Below are 12,139 nucleotides of genomic sequence, written 5' to 3' on the forward strand. Positions count from 1 at the left end.
TATTCAACGTCTTGTCTCTTTTTTCAAACAAAAGTCGTTATTTGCTGGCCTATCTAAACCGTCCGGTTTTCATATTTCCACTAGTCCGGTTATGGTCCCATTTAAATCGCTGCTTTCGGTCGACAAAGAATCAGCAACTCCTATTTTCCTGCAAATCAGCGAGCAACTACACCTGTTGATCCGCGAAGGAATATTGCCCGCAGGCCAGCGTTTACCCGGCACACGCCAGCTTGCCAATCTGCTCGATCTGAACCGGCAAACCGTTGTGGCGGCCTACGACGAAGGGCTGGCGCAGGGCTGGCTCGAAAGTCGGGCAGGTAGCGGTACGTATGTAGCTGCTCATTTACCAGAAGTTAAACCACTGCCGCTGAGCCATCCGACAGACAACGAGTCTCCAAAAGCAACCGCAACTCAATTGCCCGGCTATTCGTTTGAATCCCTTCCATTTCTACACCGACCGGTATTGACCAATGCGGGCGGTTTGAAACTGGACGACGGCTTCCCCGATATTCGATTAGCGCCAATGGACGAACTTAGCCGGGCATACCGGTCTTATTTTCGCTGGGGAAATCCGCAGACGCATTTTGGCTATGGCGATACAAAGGGACATCCTCTTCTGCGCGAACAACTTTCTCTCTATTTGAACGAAACGCGCGGCCTGCGAACGACCATCGACAATATTCTGATTACCCGAGGGAGCATTATGGGACTATATCTCACCAGCCAGACGCTGCTTCGACCGGGCGATATAGTAATTACGGGCGAAACAAACTGGGCTGGAGCCATGATGAATTTCCAGAAAGCAGGTGCCCGGCTGTTAACCGTTCCCGTCGATCAATATGGGCTGGATGTGGATGCTCTGGCGCAATTGTGCCGCCAGGAAAGTCGCATTCGCCTGGTTTTCGTAACGCCACACCACCACTATCCAACCACAGTTACCCTCCGCCCCGACCGCCGAATCCGGCTTCTACAACTCGCCGAACACTATGGCTTTGTGGTTCTGGAAGACGATTATGACTACGATTTTCATTACCTCAGCCGACCCATTCTGCCGCTAGCCAGTGCCGATCAGCATGGCATGGTGGTCTATGTTGGCTCACTGACCAAGTCCGTAGCTCCGGCATTTCGCATTGGTTATGTGGTAGCACCGAGCACGCTAATCGATGAACTGGCCCGGCTCCGGCGCATCATCGACCGGCAGGGCGATCCGATGCTTGAATTTGCGATTGGGCAATTGTTTAAAACCGGCGATTTAAAACGGCATTTTCGAAAAGCACTTCGGACGTATCAGGCCCGGCGCGATCGGTTTTGTGAACTGCTCACGGCAGAACTAGCCCATGCGATAGCGTTTGCCAAACCCGACGGCGGTATGGCCGTCTGGACACGCTTCGACTCAGGTATCGATATGGAACAATTAGCGGTTTGCGCAGGTCAGGCCGGTTTGTTTTTGTCGAGTGGTGTTTCGCATAACCCAGCCGGTCAACGGCTTAACGGTACGCGGCTTGGGTTTGCCTCAAGTACTGAAACGGAATTGGAACAGGGTGTAGCGATCCTGAAAACCGTTCTTGGCAAGCTTTAGTACTCGATTCCTTCTTCGTCGAGCAGTTGTTTGATGTTCAGGATGCAATCGTCTACTACCGTAATGTTTTCCGACCAATTGACAACATACCAGGTTGGGTCGTTTCGGTCGATCACGTACACTTTTTGCATGCCGGTAATAATCCAAAGCACTTTCTCTACGCCGAAATCAAGCAGTTTTGTGATTTCCGCATGATATACTCATCAGCTTTGTTCGGAAAATCCGACAAATCAGCTTTTATATCTACCTCTATGACAATCCGGGGGGCAATGTCGAAATATTTCCCTTTGAGTTTGCCCATTTTCTCTTTTTCCAGCAGCACAATGTCGTTCCCAAGGTTATCATTCAGCGCCAAATGCAAGCCGATCTCATTCGTTGCCAGCAGGTATTTTTGCCGGTTGATAATGGTATATAAGTAACCGTTTAAAAGTGATACTAAAACACTCTGAAAATCGGAACACGACCTAACTTCTTCGATTGTTTTCCTGCCTGTCAGTACATCCCGGTAGTTCCGGTAATACACAGGCTTACCTTGCCACATTTCATAGATGAGCGCAGGAGGAATACTGCCAGATGGGAGTCGGCGTGTCTGCCGTGGCGTTTTAGCGACGATATCAGCCATAGTGGTTTCTAAATTTATCACCCTAACAAGGTTACTAAAAAAAACAACAAAGGCGCAAGTTACTGGTTGGCTTTCCAGGCTTTGTAGGCATCTGGCATACAGACAGCGCAGGGGCGATAGCCAGCCGAAATTGCGTCTGTTTCGTCCCGAAAAAACACCCGATTCTCCGGCTTCATGCGCCTGCCGGTCCGACAATCCAGCCGACCATAGAGCTTGCCGGGGCGGTGGCCACCCAGCACTATATGGCCCGTTTGTATTTCGATAGCCAGCCTTCGCAATCGGGCAAAGGGCGTGGTGCCCAGATCGGTATGCCGGATCATGCGGCATCGTGAAAAATAAGCCCGACATTGATGCGTGTACCGGTCAAAACCTCACTGACGCCATGCCGCATCTGCATCCGGTAATAGCCGCGAGCGCCTTTGGCGGGCCGGTATTTGGTCGTAAACACAACTACCTGCCCTTGTTCGGGCTGGAGCACAATGGGTTTCGATTGCATCCGGGGCCGTTGCTCCAGCATCACAAACTCCCCACCGGTATAGTCCAGACCGGGTTGACTCAGGAACAGAACCGCCTGAAACGGGAAATACAGTTCGCCGTACATATCCTGATGCAGTGCATTCCAGTCGCCGGGACCATATTTCAGAATCAGGGGCGTTGGTTTAATTTGCCCGGCTTCGTGGCAAGTTGCCAGCCATTCGTTGAGGTTGGCAGGATAGCGCCGATCGATACCGAGTTTAGCGTTCCAGTCGTTGGCGACGGGAGCCAGTTGGGTAAACAAGTCATGCCGAAGCTGATCGACAACAGGCGGTAATGGATAGCTAAAATACTTGTATTCGCCACTGCCATAGCCATGCCGCTGCATCACGACCGTTTTGCGGTACAGGTCAGACGCAGCGAAAAGAGCGGCCAAACGTTCACATTCGTCCGAACTGAGTAGTGTTGGCAACACGGCAAAGCCGGTTTCTGAAAGAGTGTCTACTGTCATTGTCTACGTTGATAATTAGTGATTGAGTGAATTAGTGAATAACCAGTCGCTCACTCAATCACTCATTCACTAATTATTACCCGTGCGGCTTCCCAGCCCAGCATCGCCTGTTTGCGTTCGGCTCCCCAGCGATAGCCGCCAAAAAGCCCGGTTTTCTTTATGACCCGATGACAGGGAATCAGATACCCAATTGGGTTAGAACCAATTGCCGTTCCAACCGCCCGCGATGCTGTGGGTTGCCCAATGGCATCGGCAATCTGGTCGTAGCTGGCCAGCCGCCCTTCCGGTATTTTCAATAAAGCCTCCCACACTTTCAACTGAAACGCCGAGCCGCGCAGCAATACGGGCAAGGGTTTGGTGAAGACCGAATTGGATTCGCCCACAGCCGGAAATATCTGGTCGGCCAGTTCCTGAACGGCTTCAGGATCATGATTCAGTGAGGCTTCGGACCAGGCGGCTTTTAAGATTTCTTCTGGAACGCTGTGTTCGTTCAAAAAATGTAATAGCGCAATTTTACCGTTGATAGCTCCCAGTACATACGCGCCGAAAGGACTGTCGAACACACCGTAGACTAGCTGCAACCCCGAACCGGCCTGTTTGAACTGCCCCGGTGTGACGCCTTCGATCGTGACAAACAAATCGTGTAAACGCCCCGTACCCGACAAACCCGCTTCATAAGCGGCATCGGCCAGGGGTGCTCCCTGGCGAAGTTGAGTTTTAGCGTGTTCCAGGGTTAAGTACTGAGCGAACTTCTTGGGACTGACACCGGCCCATTCGGTAAACAGCCGTTGAAAGTGAAACTCACTCATATTGACCTCACTGGCCAGTTCACTCAGCGAAGGTTGCTCCTGAAACGTAGCGGTCAGGTGCTCGATGGCGCGGGCAATTTGCTGATAGGTGTAGGTGCTGTTGGTTGTCATTGTAGTTGTGTTTTTGACTCTACAAAAATCGCCCTAATTGCTCAGACCAGAAACCCGATTCTTGCGGAGTTTTTTATATGAGCATCACACTTCTGGATAGTTGAGCTTTTATCATCCAACTTTTACGTACTTTACCAATCAAACGTAATGCCTAAACCGCAGAGATCGTGAAGGTTATACGCAAATCACACAACGAACCCGCGCTTCGAGACCTTGCGTATGCCTTGTAAATTTAGAAAAACAAAACTACCCAGAATTCAATGGATAATCTATGGCAGTTTCTCGGTGAATGTGGCTTCGAAGATGAGCAGCAAATGGCTATTGTGCAGGAGTTCAGTCGCCGGGAGCTGAAAAAGGGAGAGCTTTTTGTGCAGATTGGTCGCGTTTGCGATCAGTTGGCGTTTGTGGAGCAGGGGTTATTTCAGTTTTTCACCGACCGCAATGGCGACGAGCTAACTACATATACGGCCAGACGGGGCGATTTTGTGGTTTCGCTGGGGAGTTTCCTGAAACAAAATCCTGCTCGCGAGTCCATCCGGGCGTTGACGGATAGTGTGCTTTGGGTAATCAACCGTCGGGCATTCAATCAATTGCGGCAAGGTATCCCGGCGTTTGAATCATTCTATACGGTTTTGCTCGAAGAACAGATCAATTGCATTGAAGAAAGCCGACATAACCTACTGACTCTCAATGCCGAACAACGCTACCAGAAACTAATAGACGAAGAACCGCATTTGTTGCAGGAAGTACCGCTTCAATATCTCGCTTCCATTTTAGGCGTTACACCCCGACATCTGAGTCGCATTCGGGGAAACATTCGCTAAAACCCGTTGCTTCCGAACGATTTAGACATTTGTCCAGGACTCTGGGCGGAGTGCTCAACCAATTTTGTATCGTCAAACAATTCACAAAAAGACGATATGAAACGATTCCTCCTGGCAAGTTTTCTTCTGCTCTGCAACATAGCCACCGCTCAGCGATTTTCTCACAACGAAATCACCATCAATGCATTTCGTAATCCATCCATTGGCCTTGAATACCGACGTAACCATGTTTCGGTACATGCGGGCTACTACATCACCGCGCTTACAGCGGGGGTTACCACGAAATTTGCCAAAACGGGGGTGACCTATTGGTTTCTAGCCGTTAACCGACGCGAAAATCCATCCTCCTTCTATGCATCGGCTTCGTACCTGCGTGGACTCAATCTCGAATATAAGGATCAAAACGCCTTTTCGGCAGAGGTTGGTTTTCGATGGATGGTCTGGCAAGGATTAAATATACGATTGGGCGTACTCGCTTTAGCGGCTGAAGGCAAAGAGGTTCGAATCAATCCTACACCCGGCATTAGCTATTCTTTTCACTGGTGATCAACTCATTTCCTAGGCAAATGAAATCCGCTACATTACCCTCGGCTAGTCAGATCGGTAACCTGCTTATCGCCGGGGTTAGCCTGGTCATCGTTCCGTATATGGCCTTAACGATGCTCTTCGACTATCCCAATATACTACGCTACGAACCCGGTATCATCCTAACCCGCTTTCACCAGGGAGGAAGTCTGTTAATTGGTGTATGGTGGTTCTTTGCCATTAGTGGTTTGGTTCTGCTGCAAGCTTATATACGCATCGGGCAGAGACTGGAACCCGAAGAACCTGATCTGCGGTGGGCAACAACACTGGGCGTGATTTCGGGGATCGTGCAAATCATTGGGTTGTTGCGCTGGCCGTTTGTGGTGCCGGTATTGGCAGCGCAGTATGTTCAGGCTACCGACCCAGCTACCCGGCAGGCTACTGTAGTTGTTTTTACGGTTATTCATCAGTACGGCGGAGTTGTGCTGGGGGAGCATCTGGGCCAATTACTGACCATTTCCTATACGGTATTGCTGTCAATGGCTTTACGTCGACTGACTTTATTTCCGCGCTGGATAAGTTACCTGGGCCTGACAACTTCGGCAATTTACCTGCTGGCGCAGGGCGATCTGTTTGCAACTGTTGTGCCTGGTTTTCCTGTCTGGGAGCAGGCTGGTTTAGTGGGTAGTACACTTTGGCTGATCTGGCTGTTGGTATTAGGCGTTCGGTTTCGATGTCTGGATAGGGTCGCCGTTCAGAAAGCCTAATTTACCTTCCAACGACGGGTAGAGCAGGTGATGTATTTTACTATTGAGAACTAAAAACTTTTTAGTAGGTTACATCGGTCATTAAACCAGATAGAACCTATGCCAGTTAACGCCAAACATTTAGCTACGTTTATTTTGGGAGCAGCCGCCGGAGTGGCCCTCAACAAATACGCACAAACCGAAGACGGTCAGAAGCTTATGACCGATCTGAAAGAAAAAGGTATGCAACTTAAGTCAGAAGCCGAAGGGGCTATCGATAACGCGCCGGAATATTTTGAGAAGCTAAAAACGCAGTTGGCCGACGTGCTGAAAGCTAATTTCCCCGACGCCGAAGCTACCATAAACGATGTGCTCGGAAAAAAACCGGACGCGCCAAGCCCAACCCCTGAAGGGTAGAGGTTAGCCGGAAAGCAGCGGTGCCACGGTTTGAAACCCTGGTAGGGTCAGCTTGCCGAACCTTAATCGTAAAAAACAACGCCGGACATTTTTGTCCGGCGTGTTTCGTTTTAGAGAAAGCTAAAAATTAAGTGTATTGGATTAAGCCAGATCAAAACGATCCAGATTCATCACTTTGGTCCAGGCAGCTACAAAGTCCTTGACAAACTTTGCCTGTGCATCCGAACTTGCATAAACTTCGGCCAGGGCGCGAAGTTCGGAATTCGAACCAAAAATAAGATCGGCACGGGTTCCGGTCCATTTCAGTTCGCCCGTTTTGCGGTCGCGGCCCTCAAACACTTCTTTATGATCGGCAACCGCTTTCCAGGCGGTACTCATATCGAGCAGGTTAACAAAGAAATCGTTGGTCAGCACGCCCGGTTGCGCGGTAAAAACACCGTGTTTAGAACCATCGTAATTGATATTCAGCATTCGCAGACCACCAATCAGAACCGTCAGCTCCGGTGCCGTCAGGGTTAGCAACTGCGCTTTGTCGATCAGCAGTTCTTCGGTCGAGATTGTGAATTTGGCTTTCAGGTAGTTGCGGAAACCATCGGCCAGCGGCTCCAGCACAGCCATCGATTCCACATCGGTTTGCTCCTGTGAGGCATCCATTCGGCCAGGGGTGAATGGAACCGTAATGTCGTGGCCTGCATCTTTCGCAGCTTTTTCGACGGCAGCACTACCCGCCAGCACAATCAGGTCGGCCAGCGACACTTTTTTGCCGTTCGTCTGCGTACTGTTAAATTCTTCCTGAATACTTTCGAGCGTACCCAGCACGTTGGCTAGTTGAGCAGGGTTATTCACCGCCCAGTCTTTTTGAGGAGCCAGCCGGATGCGGGCACCATTGGCACCACCCCGTTTGTCGGACCCCCGGAAGGTAGAAGCCGAAGCCCAGGCCGTTGACACTAGTTCCGACACGGTCAGTCCCGAAGCCAGAATGTTCGCTTTCAGGGCAGCAACATCGTTATCATCGATCAGCTCGTGATCAACAGCCGGAATTGGATCTTGCCAGATTAGCTCTTCCTGCGGTACGTCGGGACCCAGGTAACGGGCGCGGGGACCCATATCGCGGTGGGTTAGTTTGAACCAGGCACGGGCAAATGCATCGGCAAACGCGTCGGGGTTTTCGAGGAAACGTCTGGAGATTTTTTCATAAGCCGGATCAAATCGCAGGGCGAGGTCGGTGGTCAGCATCCGTGGCTCGTGGCTCTTCGACGGATCGTGCGCGTCGGGGATCGTACCGGCACCAGCGTTGTTTTTAGGTTTCCACTGATGAGCACCGGCCGGGCTTTTGGTCAGTTCCCAATCAAAGCCAAACAGGTTCTGGAAAAAGCCATGACCCCATTTTGTGGGCGTACTTGTCCAGGTAACTTCCAGACCACTGGTGATGGTGTCGCCCCCTTTACCGGTACCAAAGCTATTGCTCCAGCCTAATCCCTGTGCTTCAATATCGGCACCTTCAGGCTCAGGACCTACGTGCGATGCCGGTGCAGCACCGTGAGTCTTGCCGAACGTATGGCCTCCCGCAATGAGTGCAACGGTTTCTTCATCGTTCATCGCCATCCGTCCGAACGTATCCCGAATGTCTTTAGCGGCTTTAATAGGGTCAGGATTACCGTCGGGCCCTTCGGGGTTTACGTAGATCAGACCCATCTGTACGGCCGCAAGCGGGTTTTCCAGGTTCCGGGAGTGAATATCGCCGTCGGCATTATCGTCCGACACGAGCACACCATGATCTTCGACCACACCGTCGGAACCATGCGCATACCGGATGTCGCCCCCGAGCCAGGTTTTCTCAGCGCCCCAGTACACATCCTGTTCGGGTTCCCATACATCAGGACGGCCACCGGCAAACCCAAAGGTCTTGAAGCCCATCGACTCCAGCGCCACGTTGCCGGTCAGAATCATCAGGTCGGCCCAGGAGATTTTGCGGCCGTATTTCTGTTTAATTGGCCAGAGCAACCGGCGGGCCTTGTCGAGACTCACGTTGTCGGGCCAGCTATTGAGCGGAGCAAACCGCTGCTGACCGGCCCCGGCACCACCCCGGCCATCGCCCGTGCGGTAGGTACCGGCACTGTGCCACGCCATACGGATAAACAACGGTCCGTAATGTCCAAAATCGGCTGGCCACCAATCCTGCGAATCGGTCATCAGGGCATGAAGATCCTGCTTCACCGCTTCCAGATCAAGACTCTTAAATTCTTCGGCGTAGTTAAATTCTTCGCCCATTGGGTTCGACAGCGACGAGTTCTGACGAAGAATATTTACTTTCAATTGATTTGGCCACCAATCCTGGTTTTGTGTTCCGTTACCGGCTACACTAATTTTTTCAGCAGTTTTCATTGTCCCATTGTGAAATGGGCACTTGCTGATATCACCTGACATATTATCCATTTTGTTCTAAAGATTTGGTTTAAGCGCGAATGTGGTTTGTTTTGTTCTTTTCAATTTGTTTTACAAGACAATAGTAACAGGAAGCTACTTATCTATCAAATTGATTTAATTGATTATCGCATAGACAATATTTATATTGGTTTATGGTATTCTGTTTTACTGCATGGATAGAGTATCTGCAAATTGGCAGCGCAACCGTAAGCTATAAACCGTTCCTCATTTCTTTCCCTACCTGCTGAATCATACCGACCATAATCAGATATTGAGCGGCTGCGTAGGTTGTCATGACCAGCCAGGTAGAACCCGCAAACGGGCTCAGAAATTTATTGACAGCAATGGCTGAGTCGGATAGGATGAATAACAGCGCACCGGTTACAACCTGGTTATAGCCCGGCAATCCCTGCCGCTGGACGGCTAACAGGCCCATACCGTTCAGGCAAATGGCATAGACAACCACTGGCCACCACAAGGGTTCCAAAGCCGGATTCTCCACAAAAGCAGGGTGCAATAAAAGCAGAAAGATGACCAGATAGAGAACAAATGGAATAGCACTTCGCATAAGCCACCGACCTGTAATGGTCTGTCTGCCAGCCCGGATCGACTTCCAGAAAGCAATACTGTAGCAGAGTTGCATGATCAGAAAGGCCCCTAATCCTAACGCAAACAAATCGACTTCCCGAATCATCAGCAGGATGTCGCCCAGCATCGCGAACGCCATGCCCGCAAGCAACCAGCGAATGTAAGCGACGAAGCCAACCGCCTGACAGAACTGCCAGACATACAGCATCAGCAACGCCATAATCAGCGGTTTGCATCCATAGTGCAACACGCGCATATCGAAACCATCGCCAAGAATTTCGAGCAATGTAACGGCTACAAACGTCAGCGAAAACGTACGGGTGGGCTTGATATGCATGATGATTTTATGACTGGTTTAGGTACGTCAAATGTACTGGCAATTCCAGAAATACCTCACGCCATAAAAAACCATTTTATGTCTGGGTCGTTAATACAAGCATACTCAACAAAACAGAAACAACATGGACAAGGCACAGAAGTTTGAACTGATGAACAAAGTGGTTCGGGAACTGGAAGATCTGCAAAACAGCCAGACAGCCCTCATTACCAAAATCAGTCAGATCGAAGTGGATAATATGAATGGTCTGAACGATTCGAAGCTGGAGAAAAATCTTAGCGATATGCACTCGAAAATCGCCGAGAACGTTGATTCGATCAACGAAATTTTTTCATACTTCGAGAGTAAGCGCGATGCGTTTGGCGAGAAAAACAGTGCCGATATAGCAGCCGCCGAAGCGGCTGCTGCACTTAAATAGTACAACCGATATTACCATGCGACAAGCCGGACGTAGAATCCGGCTTGTCGCGTTTTTAATTGACAGGGCTAACGTCACTCTTTTTGCTCCATCAGGCGTTTCAGAGCTTTTTTGCCATCGTCGTTGCCGGGCCATAATACAACCGATTTTCGATACATAGCGATGGCTTCTTCCTTCCGGCCAGCCCCTTCCAGTGCAATAGCGTAACTGTCGTAGGTATTGCCACTTTTCGGGTAAAGAAGCGTATTGAGCTTGAACACTTCCAGCGTAAGTTCCTCATGACCGGGTAACGACGATTTCATCAGGTCGAAGCCAAGGCGGTTCATTTCCAGCTCATCAACATAATAATGGGCGGTATCGTCTTTCAATTCATTGAATTTGCTGATGGCATAATCGGGCCCTTTCTTTACCAATGCTTCGCCATATACCCGCACCAGCGATTGGCGAAACTGGATAGCTAATGGAGCCAGCCCATTCAGCAGATTGGATACCGAAACCATGACCTGAATTGGATTATTGTCGGTATTATCATAGAAAATGATAGTTTGATCGTTGGTCAGGTTACGATGCAGAAAGGTGGTTAAGCCCACAATATGTCCATCGTGAAAAACAAAGTTATTGACGGGTTCCGTTTTGCTGTGATAGACTGTCCAGCCTAATCCGTATGAGCGAGTACTCTCACCGGCCCGGTATGCTTTTCCATTGTTGAGTGTTACCGGCGAAAAAGCCAGTTGCATCAACTCCGGGCTCAGAAGCTTTCCGGCAGCTAAAGCCCGGTCGAAACGCCACAAATCCTGAATCGTACTCACCACATTACCGGGACCAGCCAATCCGCCCAGTTGGTAATAGGTGTAAAACTGGTTGTGATCCAGCGAATCAACATTGTGATAGGTCGTAAAGTAGAATGTCGGGCGGGTATAGCGAATGGTATTGGGCATCGTTGCCGTTCGAACATAGGTCTTTTTCATGCCAGCCGGAGTAAATACAGCTTTCTGCATATAGTCGGCAAACGGCATTCGGTCAATTTTTTCGACCAGCATCGCCAGCAGCATATAATTCATATTATTATACCGCCAGGCGTCACTGGGTTGACCAGCGAGTGCTTTTTTTTGTTCGATCAGATGCGCATAGACGGTTTGGGCGCTGATGAACTCATCAGGATGTGCTTTGATATAGTCATCTTCCTGCCGTTCCAGACTGGGCAGACCAGAGGTATGTGTCAATAGATGGCGGATATTGACGGACGAGTAGGGAAAATCGGGGAAGTAGGTAATTAGTGGATCATCCAGCTTTAACTTTCCCTTTTGCACAAGCTGGAGTACCGCAATGGCCGTAAATGGTTTTGAGAGAGAGGCCAGGTTAAACTGGGCCGTGTCGGTGTTCTTCATATGCCGGTTAACATCGGCATAGCCAACAGATTTCTGATAAATAATCTTTCCCTGTTCGGCTACCAAAATGCTTCCATTAAACAGATTATGCGTAGCCAGCGCGGTTAGAAATGAGTCGATACGGGCCGTTTTTGACTGGCTTGTGTTGGGTTGCGCCACTGAAGAAATAGTGAGAGTCATCAGTCCGATGAAAAACAAGGTTTTGTACCTGGCATTTGTTGTCATGGTCATTTTGAGTTTTGATTGACTTGCTTCGATTCATACTAGGACGGCCCTATTGATAAGAAAAATTTCTTATCAATAGGGCGTTGATTACCAGAACGTGTGGCAAGCTTACGGTTTTTTTTTCATAGTAAGAAAGTT

General features: G+C 49.8%; 14 protein-coding genes. 6 read left to right on the plus strand and 8 right to left on the minus strand.

Annotated elements, in window-relative coordinates; all coding sequences use genetic code 11:
• The first annotated feature begins 91 nt into the window (after positions 1-91).
• Positions 92-1,579: a PLP-dependent aminotransferase family protein gene (locus WBJ53_RS21890; RefSeq protein ID WP_338870112.1), complete on the plus strand. Its 1,488-nt coding sequence runs from the start codon at positions 92-94 to the stop codon at positions 1,577-1,579.
• On the opposite strand, the gene WBJ53_RS21895 is transcribed toward WBJ53_RS21890, so the two are convergent.
• The 5 genes from WBJ53_RS21895 to WBJ53_RS21915 all read right to left on the minus strand — a co-directional run bounded on the left by WBJ53_RS21895 (position 1,576) and on the right by WBJ53_RS21915 (position 4,106).
• Positions 1,576-1,710 (minus strand): hypothetical protein, encoded by a 135-nt coding sequence (locus WBJ53_RS21895; protein ID WP_338870114.1) that lies wholly within the window; start codon positions 1,708-1,710, stop codon positions 1,576-1,578. The two genes, WBJ53_RS21890 and WBJ53_RS21895, sit on opposite strands and share 4 nt — an antisense overlap.
• Positions 1,711-1,736: 26 nt before the next feature.
• Positions 1,737-2,201, minus strand: a complete 465-nt coding sequence (locus WBJ53_RS21900) for a Uma2 family endonuclease (RefSeq protein WP_338870116.1) — start codon at positions 2,199-2,201, stop codon at positions 1,737-1,739.
• Positions 2,202-2,260: 59 nt separating this feature from the next.
• Positions 2,261-2,521 carry an Ada metal-binding domain-containing protein gene (locus WBJ53_RS21905; RefSeq protein WP_338870117.1) on the minus strand — a complete coding sequence of 87 codons (261 nt, stop codon included), beginning with the start codon at positions 2,519-2,521 and terminating at the stop codon, positions 2,261-2,263.
• On the minus strand, positions 2,518-3,186 hold the full coding sequence (locus tag WBJ53_RS21910) for a 2OG-Fe(II) oxygenase (protein WP_338870119.1): 669 nt from the start codon (positions 3,184-3,186) through the stop codon (positions 2,518-2,520). Before WBJ53_RS21910 ends, WBJ53_RS21905 begins: the two co-directional genes overlap by 4 nt.
• Before the next feature lie 62 nt (positions 3,187-3,248).
• Positions 3,249-4,106, minus strand: coding sequence for a methylated-DNA--[protein]-cysteine S-methyltransferase (locus WBJ53_RS21915; protein WP_338870121.1), 858 nt, complete (start codon positions 4,104-4,106; stop codon positions 3,249-3,251).
• 260 nt (positions 4,107-4,366) lie between these two features.
• On the opposite strand from WBJ53_RS21915, the gene WBJ53_RS21920 reads away from it, so the two are divergent.
• From WBJ53_RS21920 to WBJ53_RS21935, 4 genes are all read left to right on the plus strand, one after another.
• A complete protein-coding gene (locus tag WBJ53_RS21920) occupies positions 4,367-4,930 on the plus strand; it encodes a Crp/Fnr family transcriptional regulator (protein WP_338870123.1) in 564 nt (187 codons plus the stop codon).
• A gap of 96 nt (positions 4,931-5,026) precedes the next feature.
• Positions 5,027-5,476, plus strand: a complete 450-nt coding sequence (locus tag WBJ53_RS21925; protein ID WP_338870125.1) for a hypothetical protein — start codon at positions 5,027-5,029, stop codon at positions 5,474-5,476.
• 20 nt (positions 5,477-5,496) lie between these two features.
• Entirely contained in the window at positions 5,497-6,222 is a 726-nt protein-coding gene (locus WBJ53_RS21930) for a DUF4386 domain-containing protein (RefSeq protein WP_338870126.1), read from the plus strand.
• A 99-nt stretch (positions 6,223-6,321) separates the two neighbouring features.
• Positions 6,322-6,618: a YtxH domain-containing protein gene (locus tag WBJ53_RS21935; protein WP_338870129.1), complete on the plus strand. Its 297-nt coding sequence runs from the start codon at positions 6,322-6,324 to the stop codon at positions 6,616-6,618.
• Positions 6,619-6,759: 141 nt separating this feature from the next.
• On the opposite strand, the gene katG is transcribed toward WBJ53_RS21935, so the two are convergent.
• Both katG and WBJ53_RS21945 read right to left on the minus strand, forming a co-directional pair.
• Complete coding sequence (gene katG, locus WBJ53_RS21940; protein ID WP_338870131.1) at positions 6,760-9,054, minus strand: catalase/peroxidase HPI; 2,295 nt, start codon at positions 9,052-9,054, stop codon at positions 6,760-6,762.
• Between the two features lie 202 nt (positions 9,055-9,256).
• Positions 9,257-9,970 carry a lysoplasmalogenase gene (locus tag WBJ53_RS21945; RefSeq protein ID WP_338870133.1) on the minus strand — a complete coding sequence of 238 codons (714 nt, stop codon included), beginning with the start codon at positions 9,968-9,970 and terminating at the stop codon, positions 9,257-9,259.
• Between the two features lie 124 nt (positions 9,971-10,094).
• Between WBJ53_RS21945 and WBJ53_RS21950 the strand changes: the two genes are divergently transcribed.
• A complete protein-coding gene (locus tag WBJ53_RS21950; RefSeq protein ID WP_338870135.1) occupies positions 10,095-10,388 on the plus strand; it encodes a hypothetical protein in 294 nt (97 codons plus the stop codon).
• Between the two features lie 74 nt (positions 10,389-10,462).
• Here the strand turns inward: WBJ53_RS21950 and WBJ53_RS21955 are convergent, their stop codons facing one another.
• On the minus strand, positions 10,463-12,001 hold the full coding sequence (locus tag WBJ53_RS21955; protein ID WP_338870137.1) for a serine hydrolase domain-containing protein: 1,539 nt from the start codon (positions 11,999-12,001) through the stop codon (positions 10,463-10,465).
• Positions 12,002-12,139 lie beyond the last annotated feature (138 nt).

The organism is Spirosoma sp. SC4-14 (assembly GCF_037201965.1).
GTDB lineage: Bacteria > Bacteroidota > Bacteroidia > Cytophagales > Spirosomataceae > Spirosoma.